The following is an 18,433-nucleotide window of genomic DNA, read 5'->3' on the forward strand; positions in this document are numbered from 1 at the left end:
CCAGGAGGCAGTGATGTAATCGCTTCCATCGTATTCCTCTTCTTTCGCCGCGGCATCTTGCGCTGCATCAGTCGGGGCGGGGGAAACTCGCGATGATGTCCAGCTGCTCGCGGGCTTCTTCGTTGCCTGCCGCCGCAGCGGCCTGTACCTGTTCGATATCCGGGTGGACCACGATCAGCAACGGGTTTTCGCAGACCGGGCAGTCATATTCGGTCACGTCCTCGGCCAGCTCCATCACCATCGTGCGCGAGCTGCCCTTCCATTCGCATGAGGCGCAGGTGTGCTGCTGGTCGCGCCAGCCGGTCTGGAAGTAATTGTTTACGGTAGTGGCCATATCGGTATCGGTCAGTGCAGCAGAATGAGGGTGGCCAGGCCCAGGAAACTGAAGAAGCCCATGACGTCGGTCACCGCGGTGACCACCACGGTACCGGCCACGGCCGGGTCCACGTTCATGCGCTTGAGCATCAGCGGCAACAGCACGCCGGCCAGTGCAGCGGCACAGAAGTTGATCATCAGGGCCAAGGTGATGACGATCGACAGCAGCCAGTTGTGGAACCAGACGAAGGCGATCAGGCCGACCAGCAGGCCGATCAGGGTGCCGTTGATCATGGCGACCCGCAGTTCTTTCCACAGCAGGATCTTCGCATTGCTGGGGCCGACCTGGCCGAGCGCGATGCCGCGCACCATCAGGGTCAGCACCTGCACCGCCGCATTGCCGCCGACGCCGGCGACGATGGGCATCAGCACGGCCAGCGCGACTACTTTCTGCAGTGTCAGTTCGAACTGGCCGATCACACTGGCGGCGAGGAAGGCGGTGCACAGGTTGATGCCCAGCCAGACCACGCGACCGCGCACGGCGCGCTTGATCGGCGAGAACAGATCTTCTTCTTCGTCCAGGCCGGCGGCGCCGAGCGCCTGGTGTTCGGCCTGCGAGCGGATGATATCGACCACGTCATCGATGGTGATGCGGCCGAGCAGGATGTTGTTGTCGTCCACTACCGGGGCTGATACCCAGTCATGATCGGAGAACTGCCGGGCGACTTCATCCGCGCTTTCGCCGACGTCGATGGCGGGCTGCTCGTCGTCGATCAGCCGGTTGATCGGCGTGTTGTCCTCGTGGGTGACCAATGCCGCAAGCGACAGGCGTCCCAGGTACTGATGGCGACGGCTGACCACGAACAGGTGATCGGTGTGATCGGGCAGCTCACCGCGCAGGCGCAGATAACGCAGCACGACATCGACGTTGACGTCCGCGCGCACGGTGACCACGTCGGGATTCATCAAGCGGCCGGCGCTGTCCTCCGGATACGACAGCACCTGCTCAAGGCGTTCGCGGTTCTCGCGGTCCATCGACTTGAGCACTTCGTCGATGACGGTGTCCGGCAGGTCTTCGACCAGGTCGGCAAGGTCATCGATGTCCAGGTCTTCGACCGCAGCGATGATCTCGTCCGGGTCCATGTCGGCGAGCAGGCTCTCGCGCACTTCGTCGCCGACGTGGACCAGCACCTCGCCGTCGTCTTCCGGATCGACCAGCCCCCACACGATCTCGCGCTTGCCGGGCGGCAGCGACTCAAGCAGGTTGCCGATTTCGGCCGGCGCCAGCGTGTTGACCAGGCGGCGCACCGGGCCGAGCCGACCACTGTCCAGTGCATCGGAAAGCAGGCGCAGTTGGCGCGCGGTCTTGTCGTGGCGTACGGCCTCGGCCATCGGAACTCCCGCAGGAAAGAGAAAGGCTGCGATCCCGGGGAGGATGCCGCATCAGGGGTGGTCAGGGCGTCATTATGGTCCTGCTATGTGAAAAGCAGAAGCCAGGAAAAAGTGACGGCCAGCGGCCGTCGCTACCGGTCAGCAGGCTTCCAGCCAGCGTTCGATGCTGCGGCGGTCGCGGGCGGCGAGCAGCTTCGGCGCACGCTCGCGTAGTTCGCCGAGGTTGCTTTCGCGGATCGCGCGGCGCACTTCCAGCAGCGTGCCGGGGTGCAGGCTGAATTCCGTAAGTCCCAAGGCCAGCAGCAACGGAGCCAACCGCGCGTCGCCGGCGATCTCACCACAGACCGCCACCGGGATGCGGTAACGCTGACCGGTCTCGATCACCAGCTTCAGCAAGCGCAGTACCGCAGGGTGCAGCGGCGAATACAGCTCACCCAGGGCTTCGTTGTTGCGGTCGGCGGCGAGCAGGTACTGCACCAGATCATTGGTGCCGATCGACAGGAAATCGACCAGGTCGATGAAACTCTCCAGCGCGAACGCGGCGGCGGGCACTTCAATCATCGCGCCCAGCGGCACCCGTTCGCTGATCGCATGGCCTTCGGCGCGAAGCTGCACGGTCAGCTTGGCCATGCGACGGCGCACGGCCAGCAGCTCCTCGCGCGTGCTCACCATCGGCACCAGCACGCGCACTTTGCCGTAGGCGCTGGCACGCAGGATCGCGCGCAGCTGAGTGTCTGCCACCAGCGGACGGGCCAGCGACAGCCGCACGCCACGCAGGCCCAGTGCGGGATTTTCCTCGTTGCTCAGGGTCAGGCCGGTGCGGTCGGCTTTGTCGGCACCGAGATCCAGTGTGCGGATGGTGACCAGTCGGCCGGCCATGCCCAGCGCCGCATCACGGTAGGTGCGGAACTGTTCTTCTTCGTCCGGCAGTTCGTTGCGCTGCAGGAACAGGAATTCGGTGCGGTACAGGCCCAGCCCCTGCGCGCCCAGCGCATGCGCCTGAGTCACGTCTTCCAGCGATTCGGCGTTGGCCAGCAACGCGATGTCCACGTGGTCGAGCGTACGGCTGGGCTTGCTGCGCAGGCGGCCCAGGTCGCGCTGTTCGCGTGCGTGCTCTTTCAAACGCACGCGGTAGTCGCGCAGGTCTTCGGCGCGCGGGTTGACGGTGATGGTGCCATCGCTGGCGTCCACGATCAGCACGTCGCCGTCGCTGACCTTGTTGAGCAGGCCCGGCACGTTGACGATCAGCGGCAGGTGCAGGCTGCGTGCCAGGATCGCGCTGTGCGACAGCGCGCTGCCGGCCACGGTGACGATCGCCACCACGCCCTGCGACTGCAACTGCGCCATCTCCGACGGGGCGATGTTGTCGCAGACCAGGATCTCGCCGGCCAGGCCCTTCACCGCAGGTGGCAGCACCGGCTGCAGGAAGGCGTGGATGCGTCCGATCACATGGTCCAGATCGTCCATGCGGCTCTTCAGGTAGGCATCGTCCATGCCATCGAAGACCTTGGCCAACCGGTCGCGTTGCAGGCGCAGCGCATACCCGGCGCTGTAGGGCCCACTGCGGATCAGTTCGTCCAGCCCGAACAACAGCTCGGGATCGTCCAGCAACAGCGCGTGCAGGTCGAGGAACTCGCCGGCTTCCTGGTTCAACGCCCCCTGCAGCCGCTGCCGCAGGTCGTGCATCTCCGCACGTGCGGCGTCCAGTGCGGCGTGCAGGCGCTTGAGCTCCTTCTCCACCTGCTGGGGCGCGATGCGCTTTTCGGCAACGTCCAGCGAGTGCGCCAGACGCACCCGCGCCCGCCCCAAGGCGGTACCACGGGACGCGCCATGGCCGGACAGCCATTGCACCGGCGGCAGGCCGGTGGGGGACAATCCAGCGCGGGCGCGCGGCATGCTCAGCTGTCCTCGTCGAAGCGACGCTCGAACAGCGAGACCACCGCATCCATCGCGGCCTGCTCGTCTTCACCATTGATGCGGATGGTCACCGGTGTGCCTTGGGCGGCGGCCAGCAGCATCACGCCCATGATGCTCTTGGCATTGATCTCGCGGCCCTTGGCGGCCATGGTCACGTTGCAGCGGAAAGGCGCCAGCTCCTGCACCAGCTTCGCAGTGGCGCGGGCGTGCAGGCCCAGGCGGTTGGTTACGGTGAGTTCTTTCTCAAGCATCGTCGACTATCGCTCCATTGCGCGCACCCGCCGCCGCAGTGGCGGGCAATTGATCCAGGTCCTGTTCCGGATAGTTCATCACTCGTAACAACATCGGCAGGCTCAAGGCCGCTACCCGCCGCGCCGGCGTTCCCAGCCGGGCCAGTTTCGCGGCCAGGTTGCTGGGACTCGCGCCGTACAGGTCGGTCAGGATCAGCACCCCATCGCCGCCATCCACACGGCGCATGGCAGCCGATGCGTGGGGCAGCAAGGTGTCCAGATCTGCATCGAACGGCACGTCGAACGCTTCAGTCTTCAACGGAAGATGCCGCAGCAGCCGGTTCGCCACATCAAGCAGGGCAGATCCGACGCCAGGGTGGGTTACGAGGAGAATGCCACAGGTCATGCCTGAACGTTAACAGGTCGGCATGAAGCTGCGATAGCAGTCGTAGAGCCCTTCAGTGTTCCGTATTCATAAAAAAGGGGACGGAGGGGATTAAGTCGTTATTGGCTACTGCACGCCGATAACGACTTAATCCCCTCCGTCCCCTTTTTTCAGTCGAGTTCGCGGTGGTAGGTGGCTACGTCCTGCCAGCCCTGTTCGCGGGCATGGCGGGCGAGGCGTTCGGCGAGGAACACCGAGCGGTGCTTGCCGCCGGTGCAGCCGAAGGCCACGGTGACGTAGCTGCGGGTGTCGTTGCCCAGTTTGGGCAGCCAGGTGTCGAGGAAGTCGGTCAGCTGGCCGACGTAGCGTTGTACTTCGGGCTGCGCCTCCAGGTAATCGCGCACGCCGCCTTCGCGGCCGCTCAGTGGGCGCAGCTCGGGGTCCCAGTGCGGGTTGGGCAGCACGCGCGCATCGAACACGAAGTCGGCCTCGGCCGGCACGCCGCGCTTGTAGGCGAACGACTCGAACAGCAGCGACAACGGCGTGGCATGGCCGAGGGCGTACTCGGTGACGATGCGCCGGCGCAGCTGGTGCACGTTGAGCGCGGTCGTGTCGATGATGGCGTCGGCGGCGTCGCGGAGCGGAGACGTCAGCTCGCGTTCGCGCTCGATGGCCTCCGGCAGCGACAGGCCCAGCTGGCTCAACGGGTGCCGACGGCGGGTGTCGGCATAGCGTTTCAGCAGCGCTTCGTCGTTGGCTTCGAAGAACAGCAACTGTGCGCGCACGCCGGCTTCTTCGGCCTGGCTGCGCCACTGCGCGAGCTGGCTGAGGTCGCTCTGGCCGCGCACATCAATGCCTACCGCCAGGCGCCGCGGCGCGGTGCCCTTCACCGCCAGCACGCTGCGCACGAATCCGGGCAGCAGGTCGATGGGCAGGTTGTCGGAGCAGTAGTAATCCTGGTCTTCGAAGGTTTTCAGGGCCACGGACTTTCCAGAACCGGACAGGCCACTGACGATGATCAGGGTCGGGGCGGGCGGGGCAGGGCGGTTCATGGCGGGCTCACTGGTGGCGGGCGGGGTGTTGGCTGCTGGCGGGGTGGCGGTGATCCGTGGGTTGACGGCCAGCGGCCGTCACTACCGGGTTCAGGGGCTGCGGCGTTCGAGCAGGTTGCTGTGGCGGGCGATGAACATCGCGGCGGGGTCGATGCCCTTGGTGCGCAGGATGTGCAGGCGCGTGGCGGCCTCGGTCAGCACCGACAGATTGCGTCCGGGCATCACGGGCAGGGTGATCAGCGGCACATCCAGGTCCAGCACGTGGCGGGTCCCGGAATCACCGGTCAGGCGTTCGTATCCGTAAGCGCTGGGTTCGGTCATCGGCTTTGTCAGGTGGACGATCAGCCGAAGGTACTTGTTCTTCTTTACCGCCGTGTCACCAAACATCTCGCGCACGTTCAACACGCCCAGGCCGCGCACTTCCAGCAGGTCCTGCAGCAGCTCCGGGCAGGTGCCGTCCAGCACATCAGGGGCGATCTGGGTGAACTCGGGGGCATCGTCGGCGACCAGGCGGTGGCCACGGCTCAGCAGTTCAAGCGCCAGCTCGCTCTTGCCGGACCCGGCTTCACCGGTGATCAGCACGCCGATGGAATAGATCTCCATGAAAACGCCATGCAGGATCACCCGCGGCGCCAACGTACGGGCCAGGTGGTAAGACAGGTGGTTCAGCAGTTCGTGCCCGCGCTTGGGCGAAAGCCATAGCGGCGTATTGGATTCATCGGCTGCAGCACGCAGGTCTTCCGGGCAGGGTTGGTTGCGGGTGATCACCAGTGCCAGCGGGTGCGACTGCATGATCTTTTCGATGGTCTCCCACCGCAGCCGGGAATCGAGCGAGTCCAGCCAGGTCAGTTCTTCGGTGCCGAGGATCTGCACTTTGTTGGGGTAGATCGCATTGAGGTAGCCGGCCAGCGATGGGCGGCGGGAAACCGTGTTGCCGGCCTCTAGCTCGCGCTTGTCGCCTTTCTGTCCGGCGACCCAACGCAAGGCCAGCCTGTCGCGTTGCTGGTCGAACAGTTCGCGTGCGGTGATGCTCGTATTCATGCGGCGCTCGCCGGTGGCGGGAAGTCGATGATGGCGCGCAGTGCGTCTGCGTCCTTGGCGTCGCGCAGCGCGTCGCGGATGCTGGATTCGGAAAACAGTTCGGCCAGCTCGGACAGCAGCATCAGGTGCTGGTGGGTGTAATGAGACGGCACCGCGATCGCGAACACCAGGTCCACCGGCTCTTCCGCACCGAAATCCACGGGCGTCAGCAGCTTCAGCAGCGCGCCGCGGGGGCGTTCCAGGGCGGGTGCGCGGCCATGTGGAATGGCGATACCGTGGCCGATGGCCGTACTGCCCAGCGCCTCGCGCTCGCGCAGGTTGCGGTGGATCTGTTCGGTGTTGGCCTGACGGCAGGCCAGCAGGTGCGCTGCAGCCAGCAGGACGCCGTCGCGGTCGGTGGCCGCGCAGACCTGGGTCTGCACGGCTGCCATCAGATCAGTCAGGGGCATGAGCGGGATGAAGTGAAGGCATCAGCCGTCATTGTCGCCCAACGGCAGGGGGACGTGCGCTTGTTTCTTCTGCTGCTTCTTTTCCTTCTCCGACGTCAGCAGTCGGTCGACCTTGTCGGCCAGGATGTCGATGGCCGCATACATGGTCTGGCCATGGGCTTCAGCGTGCAGCGTCTGCCCCGGAATGTTCACGGTCGCATCCACGTGGTGTTCGTTCTTCTGCAGCTTCAACGTGACCCGAGTTTCGCAGTGCTCGCCGACGAAGTGGTTGCCTGGCCGCTTGAACTTGGTCTCTACATATTCCTTCAGGGCCGGGGTGACTTCGACGTCTTTGCCAAACGTTTCAATGCGCATCGGGTATCTCCTTTTGGATTTGCCAATGAACCTTTCCGCCGGGCGCGGTATGCGTCAAGCGATTCTGACTCTTTCGTGCGAGGCGGAAATGTTCATGGCTTCACGATACTTCGCCACGGTCCTGCGCGCTACCGGGATACCCGAGGTTTTCAGCAGGTCAGCCAGCTTGGCGTCAGAAAGCGGCTTGCGCGGGTTCTCATCGTCGATCAGTTTCCGGATCATCGACTGGATGGCCGTACTGGACGCCTCCCCGCCGCCGTCGGTATCGATGCCGGAGGCGAAGAAGGCACGCAGCGGCAAGGTGCCGCGTGGCGTGCGCACGTGCTTGCGGGCGATGGCGCGCGAGATGGTGGATTCGTGCAGGCCGAGCTCTCCGGCGATTTCGCGCAGGGTGAGCGGGCGCAGTGCCTGTGCGCCGAACTCCAGGAACCCGGCCTGGTGCTGCAGCAGGCTGCCGACTACCCGCAGCAGGGTCTCGCCGCGCGCCTCCAGCCCCTTTAAAAGCCAGCGTGCCTCTTGCAGGTGGGCTTTCAGGTACCCGGCATCTGCTTCGCCACAGCGGCGGATCAGGCTCTCGTAGCCCCGGTGGATGACCACCTTGGGCCCGGCGTGACCGGCCAGCGCGGCCCGCCATACGCCGGCCTGTCGCCAGATGACTACATCCGGCACGACATAGGTGTCCTGTGCCACAGCGGCGATCTGCGTGCCTGGGCGCGGATCCAGCGAACGCAGCAGCGTCACCGCCGCGTCCACGTCGGCCACGGGTTGTTTCAGCTCCTGTGCGATACCGGCTACGCCGCTGCGCGGCAGGCGCTCCAGCGGGCCGCCGGCGATGCGCCGGGCCAGCGCAAGCGCCGGTGTGTCCAAGGGCAGTACATCCAGCTGCAACTGCAGGCATTCGCCCAGTGTGCGCGCCCCCACGCCGACCGGATCAAAGCGTTGGATCTGATGCAGGACGGTCAGGATTTCGTCGTCGCCCGCATGGATGTCGGGCAGCAGCGTTTCGGCGATGCCGGAAAATGCTTCCCGCAGGTAGCCGTCGTCTTCGATCGCATCGATCAGTGCGGCACCGATGTTGCGGTCGCGGCTGGACAGCGGCGAAAGATGCAGTTGCCACAGCAGGTGATCGGCGAGGGTTTCGGTATCGGCAACCCGCTCGGCGGCGCTGCCCAGGTCATCTTCATCGAACGAGCCGCTGCTGCTGCCCGAGCCGCTCCAGTCCACTTCTGCGGGCGTCCAGTGATCATCGCCACCGGCATCCGCGGACGGCGCCCCGCTGTCTGCCGGTGCGTCCTGACCGGCAGGTGCTTCACTGCTGCCTACTTCGCTGCCGGGCGTCGGCTCCGGGCTGTCGTCCCAGTCCAGCAGCGGATTGGTTTCCACTGCTTCGGCGATTTCGACATCCAGCTCGGTCGTCGACATCTGCAGCAGCCGGATGGCCTGGCGCAGCTGCGGCGTCATGACCAGATGCTGCCCCAGCGATGTCTGCAACCGCGTTTTCATGCCACCGCCCAACGGAAAGAGGAGGGTCCGGCGGCCACCTTCAGAGCTTGAAGGAGTCTCCCAGATAGACGCGGCGGACATCCGCGTTGTCCAGCAGATCCGCAGGCGCACCTTGGGCGAGCACCGTACCTTCAGCGAGGATATACGCGCGGTCGCAGATTCCCAAGGTTTCGCGGACATTGTGATCGGTGATGAGTACGCCGATGCCGCGCTGCTTGAGGTGGGTCACGATGCGCTGGATTTCGCCGACCGAAATCGGATCGACACCGGCGAAGGGTTCGTCGAGCAGGATCAGGCGGGGCCGTGCGGCCAGTGCGCGGGCGATTTCGCAACGACGTCGCTCACCGCCGGACAGGCTGGCACCCAACTGTTCGGCGACGTGGCCGAGCTGCAGTTCGTCCAGCAGGCTGGCCAGTTCGCGTTCGCGGCCGGCACGGTCCAGGTCATCGCGCAGCTCCAGCACCAGGCGGATGTTGTCGGCCACGGTGAGCTTGCGGAACACCGAGGGTTCCTGCGGCAGGTAGCCCACGCCCTGCTTGGCGCGGGTGTACATGGGGTCGCTGGTGATGTCCTTGCCATCCAGCACGATGCTGCCGGCATCGGCGGCCACCAGGCCGACGATCATGTAGAAGCAAGTGGTCTTGCCGGCGCCGTTGGGACCAAGCAGGCCCACCACTTCGCCCGCTTCCAGGGTAAGCCCGAAGTCCTTGACGACTTCGCGCTGCTTGTAGCTTTTGCGCAGGCCTTTGGCAACGAGCATTACTTGCTGCTCCCTGCGGCCGGTGCCTTGTTCTTCGGCTGGATGACCGTGCGCACGCGGGTACCGTCGCCACCGCTGTTCATTTCACCGCTGCGCGTGTTGTAGACCATGCGCTGGCCCGCATTGGTGCCGCGCGCGCTGGTGACCTTGTAGTTGCCGGTCAGGGTGATGATTTCACCGGTGATGTCGTAGTCGATGCGGTCGGCGGTGGCGTCCATCCAGCTGCCGTCGTCCATCTGCTGGCGCATGGTGGCCTGCTTGCCGGTGAAGATCGCACGCACCGCTTCGCCGCCCCTGATCTGGATTTCCGCATTGGCGGCACGCAGGTCCAGCGAGCCCTGGGTGATGACCACGCCACCGGACAGCATGGTCTTGCCGTCACCGGTCAGGGTGCCGGCCTGGGCGCCGGCGTCGATGTTCATCGGCTCGTTGCGGTCGGTGGATTTCGCATGGGCGGCCACCGGGAACAACAAGCTGAGCGCGCAAAGAACTGCAAAGTGGATTTTCATCGTGTCCGTTCTGCCGGATGGGGTGCCCGGGCCAGCCGGGCAGGAAAAGAGGGATCAGCGCCGGGGCGTGTAGCGGCCCTTGGACTGGCTGAGGAAATGATACGTGTTGTTCTTGGAATCCAGCTCGAAGCCGACGCCGCTCTGTTCCATGCCCGGCCGGGTCATGGTCACCAGCGCATCGGTGGCGGCGCGGTTGTCTTTCGGGAAGACGTTGAGGTGCGTGGTGCGGAACGTGGTCGGCGGGGTCGCCCCCTCGCTGGGGCTGTCGCCACTCACATCGCCGCGCAGGCGCATCTCTTCGCCCTTGGCGCTGACCCAGCCGGTCTGGCTGCGCAGCGTCCAGTGGTTGCCATCGCTGGCCGGCATTTCGAACACCGGGGTGGCGATGGTCATGGTCTGGTCGGCGCGCAGGCGCTCAAGCCGCGGCGCGCGCAGCGTGGTCGATTCCTTGCCCTCGTCGTCCAGCACCACGATCTGGAAATCGTGCAGGACGTAGTCCACGGTGCCGTCGTCCACGGTGACCTGCGGGCCCTTGTCGCGGTTACGCAACAGCGACCAGCCGCTGAGCACGGCCACCACCAGCAGTACGCCGCCGATCACGGTGCGCCAGTTCATGCGCCGAACCCTGCAAGCACGGCGTCGACGCGGCCCTGCGCGGCGAGCAGCACATCGCACAGTTCGCGTGCGGCACCGCGGCCACCCTCGGCGCGGGTCTGCCAGTGCACGCGCTCGGCGATCCACGGGTGCGCATTGGCCGGCGCGACCGACAGGCCGACGTGGCACAGCGGGGCCAGGTCGGGCAGGTCATCGCCCATGAAGGCCACCTGGTCCAGCCCGATGCCGTGCTGTTCGCACAGCGCCTGCACGCTGGCCAGCTTGTCGCCGACCGCGATCTGCGTGTCGATGCCCAGGTCTGCCCCACGCTTCAACGCCGACTGGCTGTTGCGCGCGGTGATCAGCACCGGATGGATGCCGTGCTTCTGCAATAGTTTCAGTCCCAGCCCGTCCTGCACGAAATATGCCTTGCTCTCATTCCCTTCACGGTCGTAGTAAAGCTGACCATCGGTGAGCGTGCCGTCCACGTCAAAGCAGGCCAGCCGGATACGCCCGGCAACGGCATGCAGGTGGGCGGGGAAAGCGGGCAGGGGGGACCAGGGCATCGTCAGGGGGGTATCCGGATTCGTCGTGCGGTAATCAATGAATGGGGGCGGGACGTGTTCGGTTAAACCACCCGGGCCCGCAACAGGTCATGAATGTTGAGTGCACCCACCGCGTGCCCGCCGCCATCCACCACCATCAAGCCGTTGATTTTATGCGTTTCCATCAGTCGCGCGGCCTCTACCGCCAACTGATCGGCATTGATGGTGCGGGGGTTGCGGGTCATCACATCGGCAATCCGCGCGCTGCGCACGTCCAACTCGCTGTCCAGCGCGCGGCGCAGGTCACCGTCGGTAAACAGGCCGATCAGTACTCCGTCCGCATCGACCACGGCCGTCATGCCGAGCCGTTTGCGGCTCATTTCCACCAGCGCCTCGCTCAGGCTGGCGCCGATGTCCACGCGTGGCAGATCGTCACCGCTGTGCATGACATCGGTGATGTGCAGCAGCAGGCGGCGGCCCAGGCTGCCGGCCGGGTGCGAGCGGGCGAAGTCATCAGCGGTGAAGCCGCGCGCATCCAGCAGCGCAACCGCCAGCGCATCGCCCATCGCCAACGAGGCAGTAGTGCTGGAGGTCGGCGCCAGCGCCAGCGGGCAGGCTTCGGCCGGTACGCTCACGTCCAGATGCACGTCCGCGGCGCGCGCCAGGCTGGACTGCGGCTTGCCGGTCATGGAAATCAGCACGTTGCCCTGCCGTTTCAGTACGGGCAGCAGCATCAGCAGCTCATCCGACTCGCCGGAATAAGACAGCGCCAGCACCACGTCGGCTTCGGTGATCATGCCCAGGTCGCCGTGGCCGGCTTCGCCGGGGTGCACGTAGAACGCCGGCGTGCCGGTCGACGCCAGGGTGGCGGCGATCTTGCGCGCGATGTGCCCGGACTTGCCCATGCCGGTGGCCACCACGCGGCCCCGGCCGGTCAGGATGTGCTGGCAGGCCTGCTGGAAGGCATCGCCCAGGCCGGCGGCCACGGCCTGCAGCGCTTCCTGCTCTATCTGGAACACGCGCTTGCCGCTGGCGACCAGCGCGGCCGGGTCGGCCGGGGCCTTGCCCGGCAGGCCGGCAGGAGGGAGGGGCAGGTTGGTGTCAGCCATTCGGATGCCACGCAGCAGAGTAGAATGAACCGACATTTTATTAGGAAAGCCCGTTGGACGCTGACACCATCCGCAATCTGATCGAAACCGGCCTGCCCGGCGCCCGTGCCGACGTGCAGGGCGATGATGGCGTGCACTTCGAGGCGACCGTGGTCTGCGATGCCTTTGCGGGCAAGATGCCGCTGGCTCGCCACCGCATGGTGTACGCCACCCTCGGCGATCTGATGGGCGGCGCGATCCATGCGCTGGCACTGAAGACCGTGACCCCGGCCGAAGCCGGCTGAACCCGAAAAAGACCCTGATACATGGCCAAGATCGTTGTGACCGGCGGCAAAGCGCTGCACGGTGAAGTAAGCATCTCCGGCGCCAAAAACGCCGTCCTCCCCATCCTGTGCGCGACCCTGCTGGCCGACGAACCGGTCGAGATCACCAATGTGCCGCACCTGCACGACGTGGTGACCACGGTGAAGCTGCTGGGCGAACTGGGCGCCAAGGTGACCATCGACCAGGGCACGTTGTCGCGTGGCCGCGCCATCGTGGTCGACCCGCGTCCGGTCAACCAGCACGTGGCGCCGTATGAGCTGGTGCGCACCATGCGCGCCTCGATCCTGGTGCTGGGCCCGCTGCTGGCCCGCTTCGGCGAAGCTGAAGTGTCGCTCCCGGGCGGATGCGCGATCGGCTCGCGTCCGGTCGACCAGCACATCAAGGGCCTGCAGGCCCTGGGTGCGGACATCGTGGTCGAAAACGGCTTCATCAAGGCCAGCGCCAAGCGGCTGAAGGGTGGCCACTTCACCTTCGACATGGTCAGCGTGACCGGCACCGAGAACGTGCTGATGGCCGCGACCCTGGCCGAAGGCACCACCGTCCTGGACAACTGCGCGATGGAGCCGGAAGTCACCGATCTGGCGCAGTGCCTGATCGCGCTGGGCGCGAAGATCGAAGGACTGGGCACCGCCCGGCTGGTCATCGAAGGCGTGAAGCGCCTCCATGGCGGGCGCCATGAAGTGCTGCCCGACCGCATCGAAACCGGCACCTTCCTGGTGGCGGCGGCGATGACCGGCGGCAGCGTGACCGTCACCCGTGCGCGCCCGGACACGATGGAAGCGGTGCTGTCCAAGCTGATCGAGGCCGGCGCCACCATCAGCACCACCGCCGACACCATCACCCTGGACATGCACGGGCAGCGGCCGAAGTCGGTGAACCTGACCACCGCGCCGTATCCCGCGTTCCCGACCGACATGCAGGCGCAGTTCATGGCGCTCAACTGCGTGGCCGATGGCGTGGGCGTGATCAACGAAACCATCTTCGAAAACCGCTTCATGCACGTCAACGAACTGCTGCGCGTGGGCGCGGACATCCAGGTCGAAGGCCACACGGCGATCGTGCGCGGTGCCGAGCGGCTGAGCGGTGCACCGGTGATGGCGACCGACCTGCGCGCGTCGGCCTCGCTGATCCTGGCGGGCCTGATGGCCGATGGTGATACGACCATCGACCGCATCTACCACCTGGACCGCGGCTACGAGAACATCGAAGAGAAGCTTTCTTCGCTCGGTGCCACCATCCGGCGCGTGCAATGATCCTGCGCGGCAAGTTCACGCGCCGCCGCAAGGCGCTGCTGGCCTTGGTGCTGCTGATGCTGGCCTACCTGGCGTGTGCCTGGTTTGCCGGCCTCGCCATCACCAAGGGAGTGGAGCAGAAGGACATGGACTGGAACGCCGACGGCACGGTGACCCGTGACGAGATCCTGCAGGCGTTCTACGCCGTGGGCATTTCAGAGACCAAGGAAGGCAACCGCGAGTGCCGCACCTTCCTGTGGCGCAAGACCGGCGAGCAGATCCGCGTGGACTGCCGCACGGTGTTTCAGGCGGAATGAGGGTAGTGACGGCCGCTGGCCGTCAACACAGGGACTGACGGCCAGCGGCCGTCACTACCGGTACATCGGCGAATGACGGCCAGCGGCCGTCACTCCCCATGCCTCAGTTGATGCCCTTGATGGTCAGGTCCAGCGCGTCCTTGCCGCTCTCACGCTGCAGCAACCGCGCCGGCACCGGGAACTCCGGCACGATCCAGGCGATCAGTTCCTTGTTGCCGTCCACGCGCGACACCTTCGTCGCTTCGTAGCTCTTGCCGGCCACGGTGACGGCTTCCTTGCCCACCACGCGGTAGGTCATCGGCTTGATGCGGCCTTCGTCGACCATGCGGTAGTTCAGCGGCTTGCCGGCGGCGAGGTCGCGCGCGATCGCGAGGTTGATCAGCAGCGCATCCATGTCCCCGGCCTTCAAGGCGACCGGACCTGCGCGGTCGGGCTTGATGTCGCCGGTCCACGTGGCCTGGTTGCTGGTCCAGTTGTAGTTGGCCTGCACGTTGCGCTTCTTCACCAGCAGCACCGAGCTGTCCTGGCTGCTCAGCGGACGCAGGCGCCCGTTGGCTTCCTCGAACACGGTGCTCTGGCTCAGGTCGGCCAGCTGGTTCTTCACCTTGAGGCTGTAGCGCCATTTGCCGGTGCCTTCACTGGCCAGTGTCATGGTGCCGTTGGCCTGCATGCCCATGTAGCTGGCCAGGTAATCGGCCTTGAACGGCTGCAGGGCCATGGCGGGCAGGCTGGCTACCGACAGGGCGGCAGCGGCGATCCAGGTCAGCGGGCGTTGGAACGTGGTCATGCTCAGACTCCTTGGTATTCGATCAGGCGCAGGTCGATGTTGTCCTCGCCGTCTTTGCGTTGCAGGATCCGCACCGGCGTGGGGACGCCGTTTGCGATCCACAGGATGGTTTCGTCATTGCCGCCGTTGGTGCGGTACACGCGCAGCGCGTCGTAGGACAGTTCGCCGACCTGCACGCTTTCAGTGGCAGGGGCGGCCTGGTAGTCATGCTGGCGCACGCGGCCGACATCGACGTAGCGGTAATGCAGGCTGCTGCCTGGGCGCGCGTCACGCATGATCGCCAGGTTCAGCAGCAGCGCGCTCTGGTCGCCCGGTTGCAGCGGAATGGGCTGGGTGCGTTCTTTCTTCAGGTCGCCCAGCCAGCGCGCCGTCCCGGCCTGCCAGTCATAGGTGCCGGTCACTTTCTTGCCGAGGAACAACCCCTTGCGCACGGTGCTCTGGCTCAGCGGCACGTATTGGCCGTTGCGGTTCTCGAACACCGTGCTCTGTTCCAGATTCAAGCCGAGCACGCTGGCAAAGCCGCGCCGGCCGACCACCTGCATGTCCACCCGCCATTGGGTGCCGCTGGCATGGGTGACGCGCATGGTGGCATCGCCTGCTTCCTTGCCCTTGTAGAGGGCCTGGTAGGTGGCGGTGAACGGCTCCAGTACCGGGGGCTCCCACGCCATCGCCGCCAGGCCGGGCACCGGCGGCGCTTCGGCCGGGACGGCAGGCGCGGCCTGCTGCGCAGCCGAAGGCAGCGCCGCCATGCAGAACAGGGCGGACAGCAACAGCGCGGGTCGGTGCAGCGTCGTCTTCTTCATACCGGGCAGAGGCAAAGGGAAGGGGGCAGCATGCCAGCGCCACGGTCAGTGGCGCGTGTTCAGCTCAGAGGGGCGAGCGCAGCACACCCGACGAATCTAGGACCAGCGGGCTGAAAAGGGGGTGACCGTCCAGCTGCACCTGACCTCCCTGTTCAGCTACGCGTCCGCTGGCCAGCAGCACCAGGCTGGCGATCAGCAGGGGATGCTCGACCTCCAGCACCCGCGCGGCCAACGTTTCGGCGGTATCGCCGACGTGGACGGGAACCCGCGCCTGTGCCAGCACCGTGCCTGCATCCAGCTCCGGCACGACGAAGTGCACGCTCGCACCATGCTGCGTGTCGCCGGCCTCCAGCGCGCGCGCATGGGTGTGCAGGCCTTTGTACAACGGCAGCAACGAGGGGTGGATGTTGACCAGTCGCCCATCGAAGCGCGCCACGAAGGCCGGCCCCAGGATGCGCATGTAGCCCGCGCAGACGATCCAGTCCGGTGCGCTGCCTGCAACGGCATCGGCCAAGGCGGTCTCGTACGCGGCACGATCTGCGAACCCACGGGGTGCCGCCGCCCATCGCTGTGCCGCAGGAACGCGCAGAAGAGCGGCGGCGTCCGGCTTGTCGGAGAACACCCCCACGACCTCGGCCTGCAGGACGCCCTGTGCGATCGCATCGAGGATGGCCTGCAGGTTGCTGCCCCGGCCGGATGCCAGGACGGCGATGCGGGCAGGCCGGGTCATGCGGCGACCGCGCGGCCGGTGCCGTCGAAGCTGGCCACCACTTCCGGGCGCAACAGCGCCCATAGCGCATAGGCCGCAAGCGCGATGCCCAGCGCTCCGGTCAGGCAGGCCAGGCCGGCGACGATCAGGCACAGCCGATGCTGGCGACGCGCGCCCATGCAGCCTGCGGCCTTGATGCTCAACCCGCCCAGCGCGGCGAACGTGGCCGTGCCTGCTCCCAGCAGCACGAACAGCAGCAGGGGGGCGGCGTCCGGGCCGCTGCCGGGGGGCTCGCTGACATAGCCGGCCACCGTCGCCAGCAGCAGGAACGCGGCAAGGATCAGCTCCAGTCCGCCCAGCACATAGAACAGTATTTTCAGGGTGTGCAGGTGCGAGGCGACCTGCATCGACGTCCAGCCGCGCGGGACATTCAACGGGGGAGGTGTGGCGGACATCCGGGCCTCAGGCTTGGGTAACGGGAGCAACGCCGAACGCGGCCTTGACCGACGGGCGCAGCAGGACGATCAGGGTGAACACCCCCAGCACCGTCCCGAAGGGCATGAAGCAGCAGGCGATGCCGGCCACGACCATGCACAGCAGGTGGCGGCGGCGCTGTGCCAGGCAACGCCCGGCATAGGCGATGAAGCCGGCCAGGGTGAGACCACCGACGATGAACGCACCAGCGAACGCAACGAAGAACCAGCCAAACAGGCGCGGGTCGAACGGTTCGTTGCCTTGCTGGCTTTCCATCGGCAGCTTGCCGGTGACGATGGCCAGGCCCATGACCAGGTGGATCACCGGGATGAGCGAACACAGGGCGGTGATCCCGGCCACGATGTAATGAAAGATCGACAGCAGGCGCAGATGGTCAGCGTCCTGCGCACTCAGGGGCGTGGTGGACATGGCGGTCTCCTTGGTGGCCGTATGGGGCAGGGGCCCCGGCGCCGGTAGCGCCGAGCCATGCTCGGCGGACTGTCGGGACGTTGCCGCTGCGCTCGCCGAGCATGGCTCGGCGCTACCCGTCGAAGATCCGCTATCAGCCGATATGCACCCGCTCGGCGCCTTCCACGGCCGGCACGACCGTGCCGATGGTCCAGTGCTGCAGGCCCTGCGCCGCGGCGGCGTCGGCCACGGCAGCTACCTGATCCGCCGCCACGATCAGCACGAAGCCGATGCCGCAGTTGAAGGTGCGCCACATCTCGGCATCGGCCACCGCGCCTTCGCGCTGCAGCCACTGGAACACCGGCGGCAGGGTCCAGCTCTTCGCGTCGATCTCCAGGCCAAGGCCTTCGGGCACCACGCGGATGATGTTCTCGGTCAGGCCGCCGCCGGTGACGTGGGCCATGCCGTGGATCGCTTCGCCGTGGGTCTTGAGCAGCGCCAGGATCGGCTTCACGTACAGGCGGGTCGGCGCCATCAGCGCATCCACCAGCTTCACCCCGTCGTCCAGCACCAGATCGGCCGGTTGGCCGGCGCGGTCATAGATGCGGCGCACCAGCGAGTAGCCGTTGGAGTGCGGGCCGGAGGAGGCGATGCCGATCAGCACGTCGCCTTCGGCAACGCTGGCGCCGTCTTTCAACTCGCTCTTTTCCACGCCCGCCACGGTGAAGCCGGCCAGGTCGTACTCGCCCGGGGCATACATGTCGGGCATTTCAGCGGTTTCGCCGCCGATCAGCGCGCAACCGGCCTCGGTGCAGCCATTGGCGATGCCGCCCACCACCGCTGCGGCGGTGTCGATGTCGAGCTTGCCGGTGGCAAAATAATCCAGGAAGAACAGCGGCTCGGCACCCTGCACCAGCACGTCGTTCACACACATCGCGACCAGATCGATGCCGATCGTGTCGTGGCGGCCCAACTGCTGGGCCAGCTTGAGCTTGGTGCCCACGCCGTCCGTGCCGGACACCAGCACCGGCTCGCGGTACTTGTTGGACAGGTCGAACAGCGCACCGAAGCCCCCCAGCCCACCCATCACCTCGGGGCGGAAGCTGCGCTTGACCAGCGGCTTGATGCGCTCGACCAGTTCGTTGCCAGCATCGATGTCGACACCCGCGTCGCGGTAGGTAAGGGGCGTAGGGGCGGAGGACGGGCTGTTGGTCACGGGCGTCG

General features: G+C 66.3%; 24 protein-coding genes. 3 read left to right on the forward strand and 21 right to left on the reverse strand.

Going from position 1 to position 18,433, the window contains the following annotated elements:
• Positions 1-67 precede the first annotated feature (67 nt).
• From ABRP17_RS13075 to ABRP17_RS13145, 15 genes are all read right to left on the reverse strand, one after another.
• Entirely contained in the window at positions 68-334 is a 267-nt protein-coding gene (locus ABRP17_RS13075) for a hypothetical protein (RefSeq protein WP_188326376.1), read from the reverse strand.
• Positions 335-345: 11 nt separating this feature from the next.
• Positions 346-1,707 (reverse strand): magnesium transporter, encoded by a 1,362-nt coding sequence (gene mgtE, locus ABRP17_RS13080; protein WP_349985721.1) that lies wholly within the window; start codon positions 1,705-1,707, stop codon positions 346-348.
• Positions 1,708-1,845: 138 nt separating this feature from the next.
• Entirely contained in the window at positions 1,846-3,603 is a 1,758-nt protein-coding gene (gene ptsP / locus ABRP17_RS13085; RefSeq protein ID WP_349985720.1) for a phosphoenolpyruvate--protein phosphotransferase, read from the reverse strand.
• Positions 3,604-3,605: 2 nt separating this feature from the next.
• A complete protein-coding gene (locus ABRP17_RS13090; RefSeq protein WP_188326379.1) occupies positions 3,606-3,875 on the reverse strand; it encodes an HPr family phosphocarrier protein in 270 nt (89 codons plus the stop codon).
• On the reverse strand, positions 3,868-4,260 hold the full coding sequence (locus ABRP17_RS13095) for a PTS sugar transporter subunit IIA (protein ID WP_349985719.1): 393 nt from the start codon (positions 4,258-4,260) through the stop codon (positions 3,868-3,870). The genes ABRP17_RS13090 and ABRP17_RS13095 overlap by 8 nt, the downstream gene beginning before the upstream one ends.
• 149 nt (positions 4,261-4,409) lie before the next feature.
• Positions 4,410-5,291, reverse strand: a complete 882-nt coding sequence (gene rapZ, locus ABRP17_RS13100) for an RNase adapter RapZ (RefSeq protein WP_188326381.1) — start codon at positions 5,289-5,291, stop codon at positions 4,410-4,412.
• 90 nt (positions 5,292-5,381) lie between these two features.
• On the reverse strand, positions 5,382-6,332 hold the full coding sequence (gene hprK, locus ABRP17_RS13105; RefSeq protein ID WP_188326382.1) for an HPr(Ser) kinase/phosphatase: 951 nt from the start codon (positions 6,330-6,332) through the stop codon (positions 5,382-5,384).
• Positions 6,329-6,781: a PTS sugar transporter subunit IIA gene (locus ABRP17_RS13110; protein ID WP_188326383.1), complete on the reverse strand. Its 453-nt coding sequence runs from the start codon at positions 6,779-6,781 to the stop codon at positions 6,329-6,331. Before ABRP17_RS13110 ends, hprK begins: the two co-directional genes overlap by 4 nt.
• Positions 6,782-6,802: 21 nt before the next feature.
• Positions 6,803-7,135 carry a ribosome hibernation-promoting factor, HPF/YfiA family gene (hpf, locus tag ABRP17_RS13115; protein ID WP_188326384.1) on the reverse strand — a complete coding sequence of 111 codons (333 nt, stop codon included), beginning with the start codon at positions 7,133-7,135 and terminating at the stop codon, positions 6,803-6,805.
• A 54-nt stretch (positions 7,136-7,189) separates the two neighbouring features.
• Positions 7,190-8,719, reverse strand: coding sequence for an RNA polymerase factor sigma-54 (locus ABRP17_RS13120; RefSeq protein ID WP_372486786.1), 1,530 nt, complete (start codon positions 8,717-8,719; stop codon positions 7,190-7,192).
• Positions 8,679-9,398 (reverse strand): LPS export ABC transporter ATP-binding protein, encoded by a 720-nt coding sequence (gene lptB / locus ABRP17_RS13125; RefSeq protein ID WP_188326386.1) that lies wholly within the window; start codon positions 9,396-9,398, stop codon positions 8,679-8,681. Before lptB ends, ABRP17_RS13120 begins: the two co-directional genes overlap by 41 nt.
• Complete coding sequence (lptA, locus tag ABRP17_RS13130) at positions 9,398-9,907, reverse strand: lipopolysaccharide transport periplasmic protein LptA (protein WP_192081500.1); 510 nt, start codon at positions 9,905-9,907, stop codon at positions 9,398-9,400. Before lptA ends, lptB begins: the two co-directional genes overlap by 1 nt.
• 54 nt (positions 9,908-9,961) lie before the next feature.
• Entirely contained in the window at positions 9,962-10,522 is a 561-nt protein-coding gene (gene lptC, locus ABRP17_RS13135) for an LPS export ABC transporter periplasmic protein LptC (RefSeq protein ID WP_192081499.1), read from the reverse strand.
• On the reverse strand, positions 10,519-11,067 hold the full coding sequence (locus ABRP17_RS13140; protein WP_349985717.1) for an HAD hydrolase family protein: 549 nt from the start codon (positions 11,065-11,067) through the stop codon (positions 10,519-10,521). Before ABRP17_RS13140 ends, lptC begins: the two co-directional genes overlap by 4 nt.
• Before the next feature lie 62 nt (positions 11,068-11,129).
• The gene (locus tag ABRP17_RS13145; RefSeq protein WP_188326390.1) at positions 11,130-12,155 is read right to left on the reverse strand and encodes a KpsF/GutQ family sugar-phosphate isomerase; all 1,026 of its coding nucleotides are present in this window, start codon (positions 12,153-12,155) and stop codon (positions 11,130-11,132) included.
• 53 nt (positions 12,156-12,208) lie between these two features.
• Between ABRP17_RS13145 and ABRP17_RS13150 the strand changes: the two genes are divergently transcribed.
• From ABRP17_RS13150 to ABRP17_RS13160, 3 genes are read left to right on the forward strand one after another with little or no spacing between them, the layout of a single operon-like run.
• Positions 12,209-12,439, forward strand: coding sequence for a BolA family protein (locus ABRP17_RS13150; RefSeq protein WP_012510288.1), 231 nt, complete (start codon positions 12,209-12,211; stop codon positions 12,437-12,439).
• A 21-nt stretch (positions 12,440-12,460) separates the two neighbouring features.
• Positions 12,461-13,732: a UDP-N-acetylglucosamine 1-carboxyvinyltransferase gene (gene murA, locus ABRP17_RS13155; protein WP_349985716.1), complete on the forward strand. Its 1,272-nt coding sequence runs from the start codon at positions 12,461-12,463 to the stop codon at positions 13,730-13,732.
• Positions 13,729-14,028, forward strand: a complete 300-nt coding sequence (locus tag ABRP17_RS13160; RefSeq protein WP_349985715.1) for an EF-hand domain-containing protein — start codon at positions 13,729-13,731, stop codon at positions 14,026-14,028. The genes murA and ABRP17_RS13160 overlap by 4 nt, the downstream gene beginning before the upstream one ends.
• 103 nt (positions 14,029-14,131) lie before the next feature.
• Here the strand turns inward: ABRP17_RS13160 and ABRP17_RS13165 are convergent, their stop codons facing one another.
• From ABRP17_RS13165 to purM, 6 genes are all read right to left on the reverse strand, one after another.
• A complete protein-coding gene (locus ABRP17_RS13165; protein WP_192081494.1) occupies positions 14,132-14,815 on the reverse strand; it encodes a DUF3108 domain-containing protein in 684 nt (227 codons plus the stop codon).
• Between the two features lie 2 nt (positions 14,816-14,817).
• A complete protein-coding gene (locus ABRP17_RS13170) occupies positions 14,818-15,618 on the reverse strand; it encodes a DUF3108 domain-containing protein (RefSeq protein WP_192093976.1) in 801 nt (266 codons plus the stop codon).
• Between the two features lie 64 nt (positions 15,619-15,682).
• Entirely contained in the window at positions 15,683-16,348 is a 666-nt protein-coding gene (gene purN / locus ABRP17_RS13175) for a phosphoribosylglycinamide formyltransferase (protein WP_349985714.1), read from the reverse strand.
• Entirely contained in the window at positions 16,345-16,782 is a 438-nt protein-coding gene (locus ABRP17_RS13180) for a hypothetical protein (protein WP_192081491.1), read from the reverse strand. Before ABRP17_RS13180 ends, purN begins: the two co-directional genes overlap by 4 nt.
• Before the next feature lie 7 nt (positions 16,783-16,789).
• Entirely contained in the window at positions 16,790-17,230 is a 441-nt protein-coding gene (locus tag ABRP17_RS13185; RefSeq protein ID WP_349985713.1) for a hypothetical protein, read from the reverse strand.
• A 133-nt stretch (positions 17,231-17,363) separates the two neighbouring features.
• Positions 17,364-18,425, reverse strand: a complete 1,062-nt coding sequence (purM, locus tag ABRP17_RS13190; RefSeq protein ID WP_342029532.1) for a phosphoribosylformylglycinamidine cyclo-ligase — start codon at positions 18,423-18,425, stop codon at positions 17,364-17,366.
• Between the last annotated feature and the right edge of the window lie 8 nt (positions 18,426-18,433).

Origin of the sequence: Stenotrophomonas sp. WHRI 8082 (assembly GCF_040223995.2) — a bacterium.
In the GTDB taxonomy this organism is placed as follows: Bacteria; Pseudomonadota; Gammaproteobacteria; order Xanthomonadales; family Xanthomonadaceae; genus Stenotrophomonas.

Bases quoted from the DNA above. Each gene is read 5' to 3' on its own strand.
- ABRP17_RS13075 (WP_188326376.1), bottom strand. From the start codon at position 334: ATGGCCACTACCGTAAACAATTACTTCCAGACCGGCTGGCGCGACCAG.
- mgtE (WP_349985721.1), bottom strand. From the start codon at position 1,707: ATGGCCGAGGCCGTACGCCACGACAAGACCGCGCGCCAACTGCGCCTG.
- ptsP (WP_349985720.1), bottom strand. From the start codon at position 3,603: ATGCCGCGCGCCCGCGCTGGATTGTCCCCCACCGGCCTGCCGCCGGTG.
- ABRP17_RS13090 (WP_188326379.1), bottom strand. From the start codon at position 3,875: ATGCTTGAGAAAGAACTCACCGTAACCAACCGCCTGGGCCTGCACGCC.
- ABRP17_RS13095 (WP_349985719.1), bottom strand. From the start codon at position 4,260: ATGACCTGTGGCATTCTCCTCGTAACCCACCCTGGCGTCGGATCTGCC.
- rapZ (WP_188326381.1), bottom strand. From the start codon at position 5,291: ATGAACCGCCCTGCCCCGCCCGCCCCGACCCTGATCATCGTCAGTGGC.
- hprK (WP_188326382.1), bottom strand. From the start codon at position 6,332: ATGAATACGAGCATCACCGCACGCGAACTGTTCGACCAGCAACGCGAC.
- ABRP17_RS13110 (WP_188326383.1), bottom strand. From the start codon at position 6,781: ATGCCCCTGACTGATCTGATGGCAGCCGTGCAGACCCAGGTCTGCGCG.
- hpf (WP_188326384.1), bottom strand. From the start codon at position 7,135: ATGCGCATTGAAACGTTTGGCAAAGACGTCGAAGTCACCCCGGCCCTG.
- ABRP17_RS13120 (WP_372486786.1), bottom strand. From the start codon at position 8,719: ATGTCCGCCGCGTCTATCTGGGAGACTCCTTCAAGCTCTGAAGGTGGC.
- lptB (WP_188326386.1), bottom strand. From the start codon at position 9,398: ATGCTCGTTGCCAAAGGCCTGCGCAAAAGCTACAAGCAGCGCGAAGTC.
- lptA (WP_192081500.1), bottom strand. From the start codon at position 9,907: ATGAAAATCCACTTTGCAGTTCTTTGCGCGCTCAGCTTGTTGTTCCCG.
- lptC (WP_192081499.1), bottom strand. From the start codon at position 10,522: ATGAACTGGCGCACCGTGATCGGCGGCGTACTGCTGGTGGTGGCCGTG.
- ABRP17_RS13140 (WP_349985717.1), bottom strand. From the start codon at position 11,067: ATGCCCTGGTCCCCCCTGCCCGCTTTCCCCGCCCACCTGCATGCCGTT.
- ABRP17_RS13145 (WP_188326390.1), bottom strand. From the start codon at position 12,155: ATGGCTGACACCAACCTGCCCCTCCCTCCTGCCGGCCTGCCGGGCAAG.
- murA (WP_349985716.1), top strand. From the start codon at position 12,461: ATGGCCAAGATCGTTGTGACCGGCGGCAAAGCGCTGCACGGTGAAGTA.
- ABRP17_RS13160 (WP_349985715.1), top strand. From the start codon at position 13,729: ATGATCCTGCGCGGCAAGTTCACGCGCCGCCGCAAGGCGCTGCTGGCC.
- ABRP17_RS13165 (WP_192081494.1), bottom strand. From the start codon at position 14,815: ATGACCACGTTCCAACGCCCGCTGACCTGGATCGCCGCTGCCGCCCTG.
- ABRP17_RS13170 (WP_192093976.1), bottom strand. From the start codon at position 15,618: ATGAAGAAGACGACGCTGCACCGACCCGCGCTGTTGCTGTCCGCCCTG.
- purN (WP_349985714.1), bottom strand. From the start codon at position 16,348: ATGACCCGGCCTGCCCGCATCGCCGTCCTGGCATCCGGCCGGGGCAGC.
- ABRP17_RS13180 (WP_192081491.1), bottom strand. From the start codon at position 16,782: ATGTCCGCCACACCTCCCCCGTTGAATGTCCCGCGCGGCTGGACGTCG.
- ABRP17_RS13185 (WP_349985713.1), bottom strand. From the start codon at position 17,230: ATGTCCACCACGCCCCTGAGTGCGCAGGACGCTGACCATCTGCGCCTG.